Source organism: Acuticoccus kandeliae (genome assembly GCF_003073115.1).
Genome location: NZ_QBBV01000001.1, coordinates 1,870,466 through 1,887,335, shown reverse-complemented (window position 1 = coordinate 1,887,335; position 16,870 = coordinate 1,870,466). Strand labels below are relative to the sequence as shown.

16 protein-coding genes are annotated in these 16,870 nt (G+C 69.2%); 9 read left to right on the top strand and 7 right to left on the bottom strand.

Features of this window, described 5'->3' with window-relative positions:
- Positions 1–82: 82 nt before the first annotated feature.
- Together DBV35_RS08605 and DBV35_RS08600 are read left to right on the top strand one after the other, a co-directional pair.
- Positions 83–601 carry a VOC family protein gene (locus DBV35_RS08605; RefSeq protein WP_108659745.1) on the top strand — a complete coding sequence of 173 codons (519 nt, stop codon included), beginning with the start codon at positions 83–85 and terminating at the stop codon, positions 599–601.
- 134 nt (positions 602–735) lie between these two features.
- On the top strand, positions 736–2,091 hold the full coding sequence (locus DBV35_RS08600) for a hypothetical protein (RefSeq protein WP_157961643.1): 1,356 nt from the start codon (positions 736–738) through the stop codon (positions 2,089–2,091).
- A 9-nt stretch (positions 2,092–2,100) separates the two neighbouring features.
- On the opposite strand, the gene DBV35_RS08595 is transcribed toward DBV35_RS08600, so the two are convergent.
- Entirely contained in the window at positions 2,101–2,994 is an 894-nt protein-coding gene (locus tag DBV35_RS08595; protein ID WP_108659743.1) for an AraC family transcriptional regulator, read from the bottom strand.
- A gap of 171 nt (positions 2,995–3,165) precedes the next feature.
- Between DBV35_RS08595 and DBV35_RS08590 the strand changes: the two genes are divergently transcribed.
- The 6 genes from DBV35_RS08590 (at position 3,166) to DBV35_RS08565 (ending at position 9,597) form a co-directional block, all read left to right on the top strand.
- The gene (locus DBV35_RS08590; RefSeq protein WP_108659742.1) at positions 3,166–3,921 is read left to right on the top strand and encodes an SDR family NAD(P)-dependent oxidoreductase; all 756 of its coding nucleotides are present in this window, start codon (positions 3,166–3,168) and stop codon (positions 3,919–3,921) included.
- A 197-nt stretch (positions 3,922–4,118) separates the two neighbouring features.
- Positions 4,119–5,174: an alanine racemase gene (gene alr, locus DBV35_RS08585; protein WP_108659741.1), complete on the top strand. Its 1,056-nt coding sequence runs from the start codon at positions 4,119–4,121 to the stop codon at positions 5,172–5,174.
- 2 nt (positions 5,175–5,176) lie between these two features.
- The gene (radA, locus tag DBV35_RS08580) at positions 5,177–6,589 is read left to right on the top strand and encodes a DNA repair protein RadA (RefSeq protein ID WP_108659740.1); all 1,413 of its coding nucleotides are present in this window, start codon (positions 5,177–5,179) and stop codon (positions 6,587–6,589) included.
- Complete coding sequence (locus DBV35_RS08575; protein ID WP_108659739.1) at positions 6,589–7,386, top strand: CvpA family protein; 798 nt, start codon at positions 6,589–6,591, stop codon at positions 7,384–7,386. The genes radA and DBV35_RS08575 overlap by 1 nt, the downstream gene beginning before the upstream one ends.
- A 1-nt stretch (position 7,387) precedes the next feature.
- On the top strand, positions 7,388–8,851 hold the full coding sequence (gene purF / locus DBV35_RS08570; protein ID WP_245943878.1) for an amidophosphoribosyltransferase: 1,464 nt from the start codon (positions 7,388–7,390) through the stop codon (positions 8,849–8,851).
- A complete protein-coding gene (locus DBV35_RS08565) occupies positions 8,848–9,597 on the top strand; it encodes an SDR family NAD(P)-dependent oxidoreductase (RefSeq protein ID WP_245943877.1) in 750 nt (249 codons plus the stop codon). The genes purF and DBV35_RS08565 overlap by 4 nt, the downstream gene beginning before the upstream one ends.
- Positions 9,598–9,615: 18 nt before the next feature.
- Here the strand turns inward: DBV35_RS08565 and DBV35_RS08560 are convergent, their stop codons facing one another.
- The 5 genes from DBV35_RS08560 to DBV35_RS08540 all read right to left on the bottom strand — a co-directional run bounded on the left by DBV35_RS08560 (position 9,616) and on the right by DBV35_RS08540 (position 15,468).
- The gene (locus tag DBV35_RS08560) at positions 9,616–11,316 is read right to left on the bottom strand and encodes a SulP family inorganic anion transporter (RefSeq protein ID WP_108659737.1); all 1,701 of its coding nucleotides are present in this window, start codon (positions 11,314–11,316) and stop codon (positions 9,616–9,618) included.
- A 101-nt stretch (positions 11,317–11,417) separates the two neighbouring features.
- Entirely contained in the window at positions 11,418–12,812 is a 1,395-nt protein-coding gene (der, locus tag DBV35_RS08555; RefSeq protein WP_108659736.1) for a ribosome biogenesis GTPase Der, read from the bottom strand.
- A 4-nt stretch (positions 12,813–12,816) separates the two neighbouring features.
- Entirely contained in the window at positions 12,817–14,145 is a 1,329-nt protein-coding gene (locus tag DBV35_RS08550) for a PQQ-like beta-propeller repeat protein (RefSeq protein ID WP_108659735.1), read from the bottom strand.
- Entirely contained in the window at positions 14,145–14,849 is a 705-nt protein-coding gene (locus DBV35_RS08545) for a tetratricopeptide repeat protein (protein WP_108659734.1), read from the bottom strand. The genes DBV35_RS08550 and DBV35_RS08545 overlap by 1 nt, the downstream gene beginning before the upstream one ends.
- Positions 14,850–14,871: 22 nt before the next feature.
- Positions 14,872–15,468, bottom strand: a complete 597-nt coding sequence (locus DBV35_RS08540) for an NnrU family protein (protein ID WP_108659733.1) — start codon at positions 15,466–15,468, stop codon at positions 14,872–14,874.
- Positions 15,469–15,587: 119 nt separating this feature from the next.
- Here DBV35_RS08540 and DBV35_RS08535 point away from each other — a divergent pair, with 119 nt between their 5' ends.
- Positions 15,588–16,007, top strand: coding sequence for a L,D-transpeptidase (locus DBV35_RS08535; protein WP_108659732.1), 420 nt, complete (start codon positions 15,588–15,590; stop codon positions 16,005–16,007).
- 101 nt (positions 16,008–16,108) lie between these two features.
- On the opposite strand, the gene DBV35_RS08530 is transcribed toward DBV35_RS08535, so the two are convergent.
- Complete coding sequence (locus DBV35_RS08530; RefSeq protein ID WP_108659731.1) at positions 16,109–16,852, bottom strand: SDR family NAD(P)-dependent oxidoreductase; 744 nt, start codon at positions 16,850–16,852, stop codon at positions 16,109–16,111.
- Positions 16,853–16,870: the final 18 nt, after the last annotated feature.

Here is a 16,870-nt window from a genome sequence, read left to right as displayed (position 1 = left end):
GCCTATCTAAGGGGGCATGGTCGCCACCATTCCGGCGCGCACGCGGCGCGGCGGGCGGCGGCCGCGGCGAAGGAGGCGAGCCATGAGTGAGGTGTTGAGCAAGATCGAGAACACGCGGACCCCCGCGCCGATCGATCCGGGCGTGCAGATCGGGCATGTCCATCTGAAGGTCGCGGACCTCGACCGCGCGATCGACTTTTATTGCGGAATCCTCGGCTTCGAGCTGACGCAGCGCTACGGCTCCCAGGCGGCGTTCCTGTCGGCCGGCGGCTATCACCACCATATCGGCCTCAACACGTGGCAGAGCAAAGGCGGACGGCCGCCTGCGCCGGGCACCACCGGCCTCTTCCACGCGGCGATCCTCTACCCGACCCGCGCCGCCCTCGGCGATGCGCTGCGCCGCCTCGTGAAGGCCGAAATCCCCCTCGACGGGGCGAGCGACCATGGCGTCAGCCAGGCCCTCTACCTCCAGGACCCGGACGGGAACGGCCTCGAACTCTACTGGGACCGCCCGCGCGAGGAGTGGCCGATCGACAAGGACGGCCACCTCGAGATGGTCACCCTGCCGCTCGACCTGCAGGCCCTCCTGCGCGCCGCGTAAAAAATTCAACCAAATGGTGGAGCATTTTTGCTCCACCCCCTTCCCCTCGGGGACCAAAAGGCGCGACACTCGAAGCCTCCTCCCGCCACGCCGCTCCCCGCCCCGTGGCGCCGCCCGTCCGCTTCGAGGCACCCATGCCCCTCCCCGCCTTCGTCCGGCCTGGCCGGCATTCGACCGCCCGCGATCTCATGCGGGTGTTCGCGGCGACGGTGTGGGTCGGCGAGTTCCTGAATCTCGTCTTCGGCTGGACGGTGGCGGGTGCGATCTCCGCGGTGGCGCTGTGCGGCTTTCTCGTGCTCTCGGCGACGCGGCTCGACCCGTTCACGCGCGGCGGCGCGATCTTCCTCGTCTTCCTCGGCATCGTCTCCGTCGCGCTGGGGGCCGATCCCTGGCGCGGGCTGGAGCGACTGTGGATGGCGACCCTCATCGCCTCCTTCCTGATGATGCTCGTGCTCCTGCGTTGCACGATCGGCGCGCATCCGGCGCTCGAGATGATCCGGCGCAAATTCGTCGCGATCGACAAGGGCGACCGCAGCGGCGGCATCATCCTCGTCAACCACCTCCTCGGCTCGGTGCTGATGGTGGGGGTGATGTCCTTCTTCGCCCCCCTCATCGGCGACGCGCCGCACGAGGAGCGGCGGCGCGCGGCCGAGCTCAGCATCCGCGGCGTCGCGCTCATCATCATGTGGTCGCCCTTCACCGTCGGCATGGCGACGGTGACGACGAGCCTCACCAACGTGCCCTTCTGGCAGATCGCTTCGGTCGGCGCGGTGATCACGCTCGCCGCCTTCCTCGCAAGCCTCGCGCTCGGCGAGATCCGGTTGCGGCCGGACGCGCTCGGCAAGATCCTCGTCGCGGTGCAGCCGATCCTCCTGCCGCTGTGCGGCATCACCATCGTGATCCTGCTGCTGGCCCGCGTCTGGGACCGTCCGGCGCTCGCGGCGGCGACGCTCCTCCTCCTCCCCTTCTGCCTCGCCTGGACGCGTTTCATGGGGCCGGGGACGACGAAGAGCGTCGTGCACGCGACCTTCGGCTCCCTCGACCGGCTGTCGAGCGAACTCACCCTCTTCACCCTCGCGATCGTGCTTGCGGGGCTGATCCTCGACATCCCGGCCCTTGCGTCCGTGCTCCATAGCCTCAGCGAGCGTCACCTGCCGCTCTATCCGCTGATCATGGCGGGCGGGCTCCTCATCGGGCTCGTCCCGGTCGTCGGGGTGCACATGATCGTGCCGGCGACGATCGTCCTCGCGATCTACCAGGACATCGGCACCGGCTCGCACGTCGAGGAGCTGATCCTCGCGATCCACGTCCTCCTCGGCTGGTGCTTCGGCTCGCTCGTCGGGCTCGGCTCGCTGTCGCTGCTGACGGCCTCGACCGTCTATCGCATCCCGCGGAGCCAGCTCGTCTTCGGCAACAATCTCGCCTTCCTGATCCTGCTCTTCGCGGCCGTCAGCCTCGGCGGCGGCCTCGCCTTCGCGCTCGCTCGCTGAGGCCGGGCCTCAGGCAGCGGCCGCGATCTTCTCGTCGATGTCGCGGCGCGGCGGAGCGCCGAACATGCGCGCATATTCGCGGCTGAACTGGGAGACGCTCTCGTAGCCGACGCGGTGGGCGGCGTGCGCGGCGGTCGACCCGTCGGTCAGCATCAGCCGCCGCGCCTCGAGGAGCCGCAGGCGCTTCTGGTACTGGATCGGCGTGATCGCGGTCAGCCCCTTGAAGTGCTGGTGGAAGGAGGACGGGCTCATCCGCGCGATCGCGGCGAGCTCGTCGATCCGAATCGGGCGGGTGAGATCCTCGCGCAGGACACGAATCGCGCGGGCGATCCGCTCGGTGCGGCTGTTCGGCCGCACGATCCGCGCGATCTCGGGTCCGTGCGGGCCGGTGAGGAGCCAGTAGCCGACCTCGCGGCGGAGCGCCGGATAGAGGACCGGGATCGCTTCCGGCGTTTCGAGAAGGGCGATGACCCGCGTCATCGCATCGGCGAGCGGGCCTGTCACGTCGATGACAAATGCTCCGCGCTCCTCACCGGCCGCACGCGGCGGGGCGGGAATGTCGGCGAGGAGGGCGCGCATGGTCGCAAGGTCGAGCGCGAATTTCGCGAGCAGCAGCGGCCGCTCACCGCTCGCCTCCGCGACCGCCCCCAGCATCGGCAGGTCGAGCCCGACGATCAGCGCCTGGTTCTCGCGATAGAGGGTCTCGGTCGCGCCGATCGTCACCGACTTCGCCCCCTGCGCGACGATGCAGAGCGCGGGGTCGTAGAGCATCGGGACACGCGCCATCGTCCCCTCGGTGAGGCGGAGGAGCGTGAGGCCGTCGAGCGGGGTCTCGAACGATCCCGTGCCTCCGCCGGCGGCGGCGCAGGCGGCGACGATCCGCTCCTTCAAGGTCTCGCTCATCCGCCCCTCCCGCGCCCGCTCGGCTCTCCCGCCAGATAGTCCCATCCGGGGCCGGGCGGAAGCCGATCTGGAGGATTGGGCAATATCATTCGAGGTCTCGGCATTCAGCGCGATGCCCCCTCCGCCTAGATCCCGGTCATCCGAAAGAGCCCACAATCACGGGGATCCACCATGGCGAAAATCGCCCTCATCACCGGCGGCAGCCGCGGCCTCGGCCGCAACACGGCGCTGAGCCTTGCCCGTCGCGGCGTCGACATCGTCCTCACCTACCACGCCAACAAGGCGGAGGCCGACGCGGCCGTCGCCGAGATCGAGGCGCTCGGCCGCAAGGCCGCCGCGCTTCAGCTCGATGCCGGCGCGAGCGCCACCTTCGACGGCTTCGTCGCCCGCCTCGTCGCGGTGCTCGGCACGACCTTCGGAGCGAGCCGGTTCGACTATCTCGTCAACAATGCCGGCGTCGGCATCGGCGCGCCGATCGCGGAGATGAGCGAGGCCGACTTCGACACGCTCGTCGCGATCCACCTCAAGGGGCCGTTCTTTCTCACCCAGAAGCTCCTGCCGGTGATCGAAGATGGCGGGCGCATCGTGAACCTCTCCAGCGGCCTCGCCCGCTTCGCGATGCCCGGCTACGCCGCCTACGGCTCGCTGAAGGGCGCAGTGGAAGTCCTGACGCGCTACATGGCGAAGGAGTTCGGCGCGCGCGGGATCAGCGTCAACGTCGTCGCGCCTGGCGCGATCGAGACCGATTTCGGCGGCGGGCACGTGCGCGACAATGCCGAGATCAACGCCGCGATCGCGCGCGCCACCGCGCTCGGCCGCGTCGGCGTCGCCGACGATATCGGCCCGATGATCGCCGCCCTCCTCGGCGACGAAAATCGCTGGGTGAACGCCCAGCGCATCGAGGTCTCGGGCGGCGTCAACCTCTGACGCGCCCCGCGCGCACGCGGCGGTGGACCACGACCGAATGCCCCAATGCAGTGCGCGGAAAGCCTGATACACTCCGCGCACGCTGCGGCAGCCCCTCGAAGCGCACTCGCGCGGGTCGTGACCCTTCCCGCGCGAGCCCGGCTCGATGCCCCCTTCGATCGCGAGGTGCGTCCGGGCGCTCGGTGACGGGAGCTTGTGTGGCCAGACTGGACTTCGACGAGGCGCCTTCGCGGATCACGATCGACCCGAAGGCGGTGGCGCGGAACTACAAGCGCCTCGCCGGCCTCACCAAGGCGCGCTGCGCCGCTGTCGTGAAGGCGGACGCTTATGGGCTGGGGGTGGAGGAGATCGCCCCCGCGCTCGCCGCCGCCGGAGCGGAGGTGTTCTGCGTCGCGCTGCCGGCCGAGGGGGTGCGCCTGCGCGCGGTCCTCCCGGACGCGACGATCTATATCCTGAACGGCATCTTCGACCCCGCCGAGGCGCGCGCGCACAAGCTCGTCCCCTTCATCTCCTCGCCGGACGCGCTCGCCGACTGGCCGGGCGACCTCCCCTTCGCCCTCAACATCGACACCGGGATGAACCGGCTCGGGCTCAGCGTCGCCGAGGCGCGGCAGGTGACGCGCCGCCCGGTCCTGATCGCGAGCCATTTCGCCTGCGCCGACCAGCCGCTGGACCCGCTGAACGCGGCGCAGGAGGCCGCCTTCCGTTCGGCGAAGGCCCACTTCCCCGATGTGCCGGCCTCCTTCGCGAATTCCGCCGCCCTCATCTCCCGCCCGCAATCCCACTACGACCTCGTCCGCCCCGGCATCGCCCTTTATGGCGGCACGGCCATCACCGAGGGTACGCCGCTCGAGGTCGCCGTCCGCCTCGAGGCGCGCATCATCCAGGTGCGCGACGTCGCCGAGGGGGAGAGCGTCGGCTACGGCGCCGCCGAGCATGTCTCGCGGCCGACGAAGGTCGCGATCGCCTCGCTCGGCTACGCGGACGGCTATCTGCGCATCGCGGGCGGGGCGGACGGGCGCGGCGGCGCGCCGGTCTCCGTCAACGGCCACATCACCCGCCTCGTCGGGCGCGTGTCGATGGACCTCATCGCGATCGACGTGACCGGGCTCGACGTCGCACGCGGCGACTATGTCGAGCTTCTCGGCCGCAACGTCCCGCTCGATCAGGTGGCGCACAAGGCGAAGACCATCGGCTACGAGCTCCTGACCGGCCTCTCCCGCCGCGCGGCGCGCCGCTACGGGCCGCTCTGAGGATGGTGAAGCGGCAAAGCCGGTTCGTCTGCCAGAATTGCGGCGCAGTCACCACGCGCTGGGCGGGCCGCTGCGACAATTGCGGCGAGTGGAATTCGATCGTCGAGGAGGCCTCCACCGCCGACATCATGACGGCGGCGACGGGCAAGGCCGCGCGCACCAAGGGGCGGCGGCTGGAATTGTCGAGCCTCGACGCGCCGATCGCGGCCGAGCCGCGCGTCATCACCGGGATCGGCGAGTTCGACCGGGTGACGGGCGGCGGTATCGTGCCGGGCTCGGCGATCCTCATCGGCGGCGATCCGGGCATCGGCAAGTCGACCCTCCTCCTCCAGGCGGCGGCGGCGCTCGCGCGGCGCAACCACCGCGTCGTCTACGTCACCGGCGAGGAGGCGACGGCGCAGGTGCAGCTGCGCGCCCGCCGCCTCGGCGCCGACACCGCCCCCGTCGCCCTCGCCGCCGAGACGAGCGTCGAGACCATCCTGGAGACGCTGGGGGCGGGCCCCGCGCCCACCCTCGTCGTCATCGACTCGATCCAGACCCTCCACACCTCCGTCGCCGAGGCCTCGCCCGGCACGGTGACCCAGGTCCGCGCCTCGGCGCAGGCGCTCATCCGCTATGCGAAATTGTCGGGTGCGGCGGTCATCCTCGTCGGCCATGTGACGAAGGACGGACAGATCGCGGGGCCGCGCGTCGTGGAGCACATGGTGGATGCGGTGCTGACCTTCGAGGGCGACCCCAGCCACGCCTTCCGCCTCCTGCGCGGCTCCAAGAACCGCTTCGGCCCGACCGACGAGCTCGGCGTCTTCGAGATGACCGGGGGCGGCCTTGCCGAGGTCGCGAACCCCTCCGAGCTCTTCCTCGGCGAGCGCGACACCTCCACCCCCGGTGCCGCCGTCTTCGCCGGCATGGAGGGGACGCGTCCTCTTCTTGTGGAAATCCAGGCCCTCGTCACTCCCTCCCGCCTCGGCACGCCGCGACGTTCCGTCATCGGTTGGGACGGGGCACGGCTGTCCATGATTCTCGCCGTCCTGGAAGCCCGTTGCGGGGTTGCTTTGTCGGCTCACGATATCTACCTCGCGGTTGCGGGGGGACTTCGGATCGCCGAACCGGCCGCGGACCTCGCGGTTGCGGCATCATTGATCTCGTCGCGGGCGGGTGTCGCGCTTCCGGCGGACGTGGTTTACTTCGGTGAAGTCAGTTTATCGGGACGCGTCAGAGCCGTGCCCCATGCACCAGGACGCTTGAAAGAGGCCGCCAAACTCGGGTTCCGCGGCGCCATCGTGCCTCCACAGGTTGGTGCAGGTATCGACGGTTGCGCCACGAGTGAGGTTGCATTGCTCGTGAATTTGGTCCACCGGATCGCACCGGCTGGCTTTGCCGACGAGCGGCAAAGCACCTTCTCTGGAGACGATTGATGAATATCGCGATCCTGGACGGCGTGGTGATTGCCGTGGTGCTGATCTCGGCGCTCCTCGCCATGTTCCGCGGCTTTGTGCGCGAGGTCTTGTCCATCGCCGCTTGGGTCGCTGCGGCGATCCTGGCCTACCTGTTTTACGAAGATCTCCTCCCCTTTGTCAGCCAGTACGTCGACAATCGGACGATCGCCATCGGCGTCTCCGCTGCGGCCATCTTCCTGGTGTCGCTGATCATCGTCAGCCTCATCACCATGAAGATCTCCGACTTCGTGATGGACAGCCCCGTCGGCGCGCTCGACCGTCTGATCGGCTTCGTCTTCGGTGCGGCCCGCGGCCTGCTCCTCGTCGTCGTGGCGGTGATCTTCTTCAACTGGCTCGTCGACGAAGCGAACCGCCCCGCCTGGGTCACCACTGCGGTGAGCTATGAGCGCCTGTCGAACCTCGGCGAGGAACTGCTCGCGGCGATCCCCGACGATCCGGAAGCGGCGATCCGCGGTGCCTTCGAGCCGGAAGAGACGACGCCTGCGAGCACGGCCCCCGCGACCCCCGCGCCCGTGACGACGCCGGCTCCGGCCACGACGACGCCCGCGCCCGACGCCACGGCTCCGACGAGCCCGGCCCCGACGGCGCCCGCCCCCTCCACCGACACCAGCAGCGACACCGGCTCCAGCACCGTGGCGCCCGCCCCGAGCGGCACCACCACGCCGGACACGAGCGGCACCACGACCCCCGCTCCCGACGCCGCTGCTCCGAGCGGGACGACCGATGCGCCCGCCAACAACGGAGTGCAGAACTAACTTGGCAACACGCCGCCTCATCGACATTCGCGAAGGCGACCGCTTCCACGACGAGTGCGGCGTCTTCGGTGTGTTCCGCAACTCAGGTGCGAGCGCGCTCACCGCGCTCGGCCTCCACGCCCTGCAACACCGGGGTCAGGAAGCGGCTGGGATCGTCTCGTGCGATCGTGGCCGCTTTCGCGTTGAACGCCACATGGGCCTCGTGGGGGACAACTTCACGAGCCAGACCGTCATCGACCGTCTGAAAGGCGACAGTGCCATCGGGCACAATCGCTACTCGACGACCGGTGAACCCGCGCTCCACAACGTCCAGCCCCTCTTCGCCGAGACCGCGATGGGGGGCTTCGCCGTTGCGCACAACGGGAACCTCACCAACGCCCGCCGCGTGCGCGGCGAGCTGCGCGCGCGCGGGTCGATCTTCCAGTCCACCTCGGACACCGAGGTGCTGATCCATCTCCTCGCGACCTCCACCAAGGGCACCTTCATCGAGCGCTTCATCGATGCGGTCCGCCAGGTCGAAGGCGCGTTCGCCCTCGTCGCGCTGACCTCGTCCATGATGATCGGCTGCCGCGACGCGCTCGGCATCCGCCCGCTCGTCATCGGCGACTATGAGGGCTCCTTCGTCCTCGCGTCGGAGACCTGCGCGCTCGACATCATCGGCGCGCGCTATGTGCGCGACGTGGAACCCGGCGAGCTCGTCGTGATCTCCGATCGCGGCCTCGAATCGATCCGGCCCTTCCCGCCGAGCGCCGACCGCTTCTGCGTGTTCGAGTACGTCTATTTCGCGCGGCCCGACTCCTCGGTCGCCGGGCGGGACGTCTACACGGTGCGCAAGCGCATCGGCGAGGAGCTCGCGCGCGAGGCCCCCGCCGCCGCCGACGTCGTGGTCCCCGTCCCCGATTCCGGCACCCCCGCCGCGATCGGCTTCGCCGAGGCCTCGGCCCTCCCCTTCGATCTCGGCATCATCCGCAACCACTATGTCGGGCGCACCTTCATCGAGCCGTCCGAGCAGATCCGCCACATGGGCGTGAAGCTGAAGCACAACGCGAACCGCCCGGTGCTCGCCGGGAAGCGCGTCGTGCTGGTGGACGATTCCATCGTGCGCGGCACCACCTCGCTCAAGATCGTCGAGATGGTGCGCGAGGCGGGCGCGGCCGAGGTGCACATGCGCATCGCGAGCCCGCCGACGACGGACTCCTGCTTCTACGGCGTCGACACGCCGGAGAAGTCGAAGCTCATCGCCTCGCGCATGAACCTTGCCGAGCTCGCCCGCTATATCCGCGTCGACAGCCTCGCCTACCTGTCGATCGACGGACTCTATCGCGCCGCGGGCGAGGAGCGCCGCGAGCCCGAATCCCCGAAATATTGCGACGCCTGCTTCACGGGCGAATATCCGACCGAGCTGACCGACCGTATGGAACAACTGCCGCACTCCCAGCTATCCTTCCTGGAAAACGCGCAGTGAACGATCCTCTCGACGGGTTCGACCTGTCGCCTCTCGGCGGCAGGATCGCGGTGGTGACGGGTGCGACGCGCGGGATCGGTGAAGGCGTCGCCATTACGCTCGCGAAGGCCGGGGCGCACGTCATCGCCGTCGGCCGCAAGATCGAAGACCTCGAGGCGCTCGACGACAAGATCAAGGCCGCCGGCGGCGAGACGGCGACGCTCGTCCCTCTCGACCTCACCGACGGGCTCGGCATCGACCGCCTCGGCGCGTCGATCTACGACCGTTGGGGCAAGCTCGACATTCTCGTCGGCAACGCGGGCGTGCTCGGACGGATCGCCCCCCTCGCCCACATCCCGGCGAAGGTCTGGCAGGAAGCGATCGACGTGAACCTCACGGCGAACTGGCGCCTGATCCGCACGCTCGACCCGCTGCTGCGCCGCTCCGATGCGGGGCGCTGCGTGTTCGTGACCTCCGGCGCCGCGACCAAGCTGCGCGCCAACTGGGGCGCCTACTCGATCACCAAGGCGGCCCTCAACGCGCTCGTCGCGACCTATGTGGCGGAGACCGGGTCCACGCCGATCCGCGCCAACCTCTTCAGCCCCGGACCGCTGCGCACGCGCATGCGCGCCACCGCCGTCCCCGGCGAGGACCCGCAGACGCTGGAGCCGCCCGAGGCGGTCGCGACCCGCATCGCCGCGATGTGCACCCCCGCCTTCGAGACGAACGGGGTCACCTACTCCTACACCGAGCGCGCCTTCGTCTGACCGGCCGGAGGCGCGCCCTCAGGCCGCCTCCGCCCGCCTTCCCTCGCGCAGATGATCGAGCGCCGCCTCGATGGTCGGCGCGAAATGGACGAGGGGCGGGCGCAGCCCGTGCGCACCGAGCTCGCGCCGCACTCCCGTCGACGTCCCCGTCAGCACCAGCGCCGTCCCCTGCCGCCGCGCCTTCTGGGCGAGCCCCTCGATGGTGTTCGCCGCGGTGGAATCGACGAACGGCACAGCCTTGAAGTCGACCACCAGCGCGCGCTGGCGGCCCGAGATCCGGTCGAGGACGGAGCCGATCGAGGCCGCCGCGCCGAAGAAGAACACCCCCGAGATCCGGTAGACCACGATGTCGGGATCGGCCCCGCTCTCGTCATAGGGCGTGCGGCCGTCCTCGTCGTCGGCCCTGTCCTCCGCCACCAGCGGCGTCGCCGTCTCCACCGCGATGGTCGTCGACATGCGGTGGATGAAGAGCACGGAGCCGAGCGCGAAGCCGACGACGATCGCCTCGGTGAGGTCGCGGAAGACCGTCAGCCCGAAGGTGACGAGGAGCACCGCCGCATCGCCTTTGGAGGCCTTCAGGAGCGTCGCGAAGGCGTGCTTCTCCACCATGTTGTAGGAGACCACCGCGAGCACGCCGGCGAGCGAGGCGAGCGGGATATAGGCCGCGACCGGCGCCGCCGCGACGATGAAGACGAGCAGGAAGAGCGCGTGCAGCATCCCCGAGACGGGACCATGCGCCCCGGCGCGCACATTGGTCGCCGTGCGCGCGATCGTTCCCGTGACGCAGATGCCGTGGAAGAGGCTGGAGCCGACATTCGCAACGCCTTGCGCCACAAGCTCGCAGTTCGAGCGGTGGCGCCGCCCCGTCATCCCGTCCGCCACCACGGCGGAGAGAAGCGATTCGATCGACCCGAGGAGCGCGAAGGCGAGCGCGTTCGGCAGCACCGCCATGATCTTCTCGACGGAGAAGGCAGGCACGTGCGGCAAAGGCAGACCCATCGGGATGCCGCCGAAGGCAGTGCCGATGGTCGCGATCGGAAGGTCGAGGAGCGCCATCGCGAGGCCCCCCGTCCCCACCGCGATCAGCATCCCCGGCCACCCCGGCCGGAAACGCTTGAGACCCACGATGATCGCGATCGTGCCGATGGAGACGACGACCGTCGCCGGGTCGATGGTCGGCAGCGCGGCGAAGAGGGTCGGCAGCTTGTCGAGGAGCGCGCGCGGCTCCTCGCCCGGAAGGGTGAGGCCGAGAAGGCCGGAGATCTGGCTTGCGAAGATGATGACGGCGATGCCGGCGGTGAAGCCCACCGTCACCGGATAGGGGATGAACTTGATGTAGGTGCCGAGCCGCAGGAAGCCGATCGCGGCGAGGATGAGACCCGACAAGAAGGTCGCGAGGATGAGCCCGTCCATCCCGTGCATGTCCACCGTCGCGCCGACGAGGACGATGAACGCGCCCGCAGGCCCGCCGATCTGGAAGCGGCTCCCGCCGAGGGCGGAGACGATGAAGCCGCCGATGATCGCGGTGTACAACCCCTGCGCCGGGCTCGCGCCCGAGGCGATCGCGATCGCCATCGAGAGCGGCAGCGCCACGATCGCGACGGTGAGGCCGGCGATGGCGTCGGATCGGAGATTCGCGAGGCCGTAGCCTTCGCGCAAGACGGTCACGAGCTTCGGGGTGAAAAGCTCGGCAAAGGTTGGGCGCGTCGCGTCCCGCATTCTCGTCCTCGGGGTGCTGTTCGATCGGTGAGAACAGCCGGGACGGTCAGGGAACGCGGGGACACCGCGCTCCGGGAAGGCCCGGTTGCGCGGGGTCGAGTTTAGTCGGCGTACGGGTTGTCCTGCTTGCGCAACGTCAAACGGATGGGCACGCCGGGGAGATCGAATTGCTCGCGGATGCCGTTCACGAGGTAGCGCTGGTAAGAGGCGGGGAGCGCGTCCGGGCGTGAGCAGAAGGCGATGAAGGTCGGGGGCCGGGTCTTCGCCTGCGTCATGTAGCGGATGCGGATGCGACGGCCGCCGACCGCCGGGGGCGGATGGCGCTGGGTCGCGGCCTCCAGCCAGCGATTGAGCCGCCCGGTCGAGATGCGCGCCGACCAGCGCTTCACCGCGTCCGTCACCGTCTCCATCAGCTTCGGCACGCCGCGGCCTGAGAGCGCCGAGACCGGCACGACGCGCACGCCCGCCGCCTGCGGCACGAGCCGGGACGCGGCCTCGCGCGCGGCGCGGATGGTCGGATCCGGCGCCTCCACGAGGTCCCACTTGTTGAGGGCGATGACCACCGCCCGCCCCTCGCGCACCACGAGGTCGAGGATCGTGAGGTCCTGCTTCTCGAAGGGCTGCGTCGCGTCGAGCACGACGACCACCGCCTCGGCATATTTCAGCGCGCGGATGGTGTCGGCCGTGGAGAGGCGCTCCAGCGGCGCCACGACCTTGGCGCGGCGGCGCAGGCCCGCCGTGTCGACGAGCTTGAAGCGCTGGTCGCCGGACGCGAACTCCACCGCGATCGAATCGCGCGTGAGGCCGGCTTCCGGCCCCGTCAGCATCCGCTCCTCGCCGACGACGGCGTTGAGGAGCGTCGACTTGCCGACATTCGGACGGCCGACGAAGGCGACGTGGATCGGTCGCGCGGGGTCGACCGCCTCCCCGTCCTCCTCGGAGCCCTCTTCGAGCTCGGTCTCGAGGACGGGGGAAAAGACCGAATGGGTGGCCGCCATCTCGCCGGCGGCGACCATCGCCTCGGCGATCGCGTCGCGCAGGTCCGAGAGGCCCTCGCCATGCTCGGCCGAGAAGGCGATCGGGTCGCCGAGGCCGAGGCTGTAGGCCTCGAGGCTCGCGATGTCGCCGAGACGACCCTCCGCCTTGTTGGCGATGAGCACGACGGGCTTGCCGCGCCGGCGCACGTCACCCGCAAGCACCTCGTCGAGCGGGGTCACGCCAGCGCGCGCATCGACCACGAAGAGGTAGATGTCGGCGTCGTCGAGGGCGCGCTCCATCTGGCGCCACATGCGCCCTTCGAGCGTCTCCTCGTCGGCTCCTTCGAAACCAGCGGTGTCGACGAGAATGAAGGTGAGGTCCTGCAAGCGGGCATCGGCCTCACGCCGGTCGCGCGTGACGCCCGGCGTGTCGTTGACGATGGCAAGCCGCTTGCCGACGAGGCGGTTGAAGATCGTCGACTTGCCGACGTTCGCGCGCCCCGCGATGGCGATTTTCATGGTGTTATCTGAGAGCCGTGATCTCGCCCGCGTCCGAGACGATGATCATCTGGCCGGAGGCAACGATCGGCGCCGTGTAGGCCGCCGACCCGATATTGCGTTCGCTGAGGAGCTTGCCGGACGACGGCTCGATCTGCGCGAGGCGTCCGTCATTGGAGACCGCGTAGAGCGACCCGCCCGCGAGGACCGGCCCGGCATAGGCGTGGTCCTTCTTCTTGTTGGGCTTCGGCAGCTCGGTCATCCACAGCGTGACGCCGGTGGACTTGTTGAGCGCGACCATCCGGTCGCCGAGGTCCACGATGAAGAGCGCGTCGCCCGAGACGATCGGCGTGTGGGCGGAGCCGATATTGCGCTCCCAGCGGAGGTCCCCATTGCCGAGATTGACGGCGATGGTGCGGCCCGAGACGCCGGTCGCGAACACGGTGTCCCCTTCGATCACGGGGCTTCCCGACACGTCGGTGAGGCCGGCGACCGCGAGGGTGCGCATGGAGCGCGTGACGAAGCTCTGCCAGGCCGGCTCGCCGCTGGAGACGGAGAAGGCCATCACTTCGCCGGAGGAATAGGGAATCACCACCTTGTCGCCGGAGACGGCGGGCGAGGAGACGGCGAGAAGGCCGGCCTGCTCGGGGATGCCGGCATAGGTGAAGGCCTCGGTCCCATCTTCCTGGTTGATGGCGTAGACCTCGTTCTTCTGCGAGACGACGAAGACCTTGCCGGCCCCCGCCGTCGGCGCGCCGCGCGCCGGCGCGTCGAGATCGCGCGTCCAGAGCACGTCGCCATTCGAGGCGTTGAGGGCGGCGACCTGGCCGTAGCCGGTCGCAGCGAAAACCTTGCCGTTCTCGACCGTCACGCCGCCGCCGGCGCCCGCGTCACGCTCGCCATCGGGGCGGAGCGAGACCTGCCAGACGCGGCCGCCATTGCCAGCGGAGAGCGCCGTCACCGTGCCGTCAGGCGCGTAGACATAGACCCGGTCGCCCGAGACGACGGGGCGCGCCGAGATGCGCGGAGAGCCGCGCGAGATGGAGCCCATGCCGAACGTGCTCGACGAGCCGACCGTCGCGCGCCAAGCGCGCGCGCCACCGCCATTATAGGCGAGATGGCCGGGGTCGTTCTTGGCGTTGCCGCCGGGCTGGGGCCAATCGGAGTTGGGACGGACCGGGCCGATCGAGGCGGTCTTGCGCTCGTTGGCGTCGATCATCGGGCTGTTCGTGGAGAACACCGATTCGCGTTCGCCGACGAGGTGCTCGTCCTTGGAGCCGAAAGGGTTGAGATCGCTGATCGAGCCACAGCCGCCGACGGCCGCCGCAAGAAGGATCGGGATCATCACGCGCATCAGTTCGTCTCCTGAGCCGCACTCTCTCCGGCGGAGGCCGTGTCGCCCGCGCCCGAGATCTGGGTCAGCAGGGCGAGCATCAGGCGGGCGCGCTGCTTCGCGGCCTGGGTCGACAATGCCGCGTCCTGCAACGAGGTGAACCACCGCCGGGCTTCCGGCACGTTGTTCTCCATGTAGGCTGCGAGACCCATCAGCTCCTGCGCCGTCAGCGTGTAGGCGTTGCCGGCGTCCTGGGCGATCGGGCCGATCGCCGCCTTCGCGGACGAGGGATCGGAATTGTTGAGATAGATCTGCGCGAGGCGGATCCGCGCGAGGTCGCGATAGATGGCGAGATTGTCCCGCTCGTCCGCGATCTCGTTGAGGAGGGTCACGGCCTGGTCCGTGTTGCCGAGATCGGCGAAGGCCGTCGCGGCGCGGAACTTCGCGAGCATCGCGTAGCCGGCCGGCGCGCTGTCGGCATATTGCTCGAGCGCCTGCGCGGTCGATTCGGTCCCGGCGCCCTGCACCTGGTCGAGGACCTCGATGTAGGTCTCGCCCGCGGCGCGCTCGCTCGACACGCGCCACGCCTCGTAGCCACGCCAACCGGCCGTGACGAGGACGATGAGGACGGCGGCGCCGAGGACATAGATGCCGTAGCGGTCCCACGCCTTCTTCATGCGCTCTCGGCGCAGATCCTCTTCGACTTCGTGAAAGATATCGGACATCACATTTCCGGTCGGGCTGAACTCACGTCGCCGCACTCATGGCGATCGGCGAAACCCCTATTAGCCACAGATGCAGCTTCCAAACAAATAGGATGTAAACGATCGTCCCGATAAGCACAGCGATCGCGTCCGCGCGCCAGCGCGGCGTCGCCGTCATCGGGACGAGAAGTCCAGCCTTTTCGCGGCGTTTCACCGAGATTCGGTCGACCACCGCCCAGGCGAGGAACGCCAGACAGAGTGTTACTGTCGCAGCATCGCCATTCGCGAGGAGATGGGCGAGCGCCCAGATCTTCACGCTGACGAGCATCGGATGCTTGAGAATCATTTTGATGTGGCCGGGCGCATTCGCCGCGGCGAGCGCGATGAACGCGAACCACATCAGGAGGAGCGCGAGGTGCCGGCCCCAGACCGGCGGCTGGTAGAGGAGCGGCGCGCCGTTGAAGCGCCACGACCCGTAGCCGACGACGATCAGCACGAAGCCGATCAGCGCGAGAACCGTATAGGCGGCGCGGTATCCGCGCGGGCCGAGCTGCGCCATCGCGGCGGCGCGCACGGGGGCCGCGATCTGCAGCGAGTGCACGCCGAGGAAGAGGATGAGGCCAGCGATCATCACGGACATGGGAAGTCTCCACTCTCGACGGCCGATGTGGGCGCACCGTAGGAGTTTTTGAACGCTCTCTCTTTATCCCAATGCGAAGAAAGACTTCGTGAACACCTCGCCGGCCGGAGAATCCCCGCATGAGCCGTATCGTCGCCGCACTTGCCGTCCTCTTCCTGAGCCTCGCGCCCGCCGCGGCGAAGACGCTGGTCGCGGAGGTGAGCCTCTCCCAGCAGGTGCTGACGATCATCTACAAGGGCGAGGCCCTCGCCTCATGGAGCGTTTCGACCGGGCGCGCCGGCTACCGCACCCCGCGCGGCACCTTCCGCCCGCAGCGCATGTACCGCGACTATTTCTCCCAGCAATATGACGGCGCGCCGATGCCGAATGCCGTCTTCTACGATGCTGGCTACGCGATCCACGGCAGCTACGAGACCGGGAGCCTCGGGCGCCCCGCCTCGCACGGCTGCGTGCGCCTCCACCCGGCCGACGCCGAGAAGTTCTTCGATCTCGTCCTCACCGTCGGGCCGGAGAACACCGCGATCACCATCCGCGACTGAGACGGGCGGGCCCACCCGGCCGCCCTTCACGGCTCGATCGGGCGACCACCCGGCCGCCCTTCTTGGCTCGATCGGGCGGCCACCAGGCCGCCCTTCCCCGCTCAGTAGGTCGCGCGGCCGCCCGACAGGTCGAAGGTCGCGCCGGTGGTGAACGAGTTCTCCTCGCTCACGAGCCACGCGATCATGCGCGCGGCCTCCTCCACCTCCAGGAACCGCCCGCGCGGGATCTTCGCGAGCATGTAGCCGATGTGCTCCTCGCTCATCTGGTCGAAGATGCGGGTGCGGGCGGCGGCCGGCGTCACGCAATTGACCGAGATGTTGTGGTCGGCAAGCTCCTTGCCGAGCGACTTGGTAAAGCCGATCACCCCCGCCTTCGAGGCCGAATAGGCCGAGGCGTTGGGGTTGCCTTCCTTGCCGGCGACCGAGGCGATGTTGACGATGCGCCCATAATTCTGCGCCTTCATCGCGCCGACGACGACCTTGTTCACGTGGAAGGTGCCGTTGAGATTGATCGCGCAGATCTTCGCGAACTCCTCGACCGGGTAGTCGAGGACGGTCGCGTTCATGCCGGCGATACCGGCCGAGTTCACCAGGATGTCGACCTTGTCGAAGGTGCGCACCGTGTCCTTGTAGGCGGACTGGACCGAGTTCCAGCTTGCGACGTCGACATCGAAGGCGGCGGCGTTGCCGATGGTCGCGGCATGGCTCTCGGCGAGGGCGCGGTCGAGGTCCCACATGGCGACATGCGCGCCGTTCGCGGCGAGGAGGGTCGCGACGGCGCCGCCGATGCCCTGCGCGCCGCCGGTCACAACGGCGACACGGCCGGTGAAATCATAGGTGTTCAATGGGTGATCCTTCTTGTC

Bases quoted from the DNA above. Each gene is read 5' to 3' on its own strand.
- DBV35_RS08605 (WP_108659745.1), top strand. From the start codon at position 83: ATGAGTGAGGTGTTGAGCAAGATCGAGAACACGCGGACCCCCGCGCCG.
- DBV35_RS08600 (WP_157961643.1), top strand. From the start codon at position 736: ATGCCCCTCCCCGCCTTCGTCCGGCCTGGCCGGCATTCGACCGCCCGC.
- DBV35_RS08595 (WP_108659743.1), bottom strand. From the start codon at position 2,994: ATGAGCGAGACCTTGAAGGAGCGGATCGTCGCCGCCTGCGCCGCCGCC.
- DBV35_RS08590 (WP_108659742.1), top strand. From the start codon at position 3,166: ATGGCGAAAATCGCCCTCATCACCGGCGGCAGCCGCGGCCTCGGCCGC.
- radA (WP_108659740.1), top strand. From the start codon at position 5,177: ATGGTGAAGCGGCAAAGCCGGTTCGTCTGCCAGAATTGCGGCGCAGTC.
- DBV35_RS08575 (WP_108659739.1), top strand. From the start codon at position 6,589: ATGAATATCGCGATCCTGGACGGCGTGGTGATTGCCGTGGTGCTGATC.
- DBV35_RS08560 (WP_108659737.1), bottom strand. From the start codon at position 11,316: ATGCGGGACGCGACGCGCCCAACCTTTGCCGAGCTTTTCACCCCGAAG.
- der (WP_108659736.1), bottom strand. From the start codon at position 12,812: ATGAAAATCGCCATCGCGGGGCGCGCGAACGTCGGCAAGTCGACGATC.
- DBV35_RS08550 (WP_108659735.1), bottom strand. From the start codon at position 14,145: ATGCGCGTGATGATCCCGATCCTTCTTGCGGCGGCCGTCGGCGGCTGT.
- DBV35_RS08545 (WP_108659734.1), bottom strand. From the start codon at position 14,849: ATGTCCGATATCTTTCACGAAGTCGAAGAGGATCTGCGCCGAGAGCGC.
- DBV35_RS08540 (WP_108659733.1), bottom strand. From the start codon at position 15,468: ATGTCCGTGATGATCGCTGGCCTCATCCTCTTCCTCGGCGTGCACTCG.
- DBV35_RS08535 (WP_108659732.1), top strand. From the start codon at position 15,588: ATGAGCCGTATCGTCGCCGCACTTGCCGTCCTCTTCCTGAGCCTCGCG.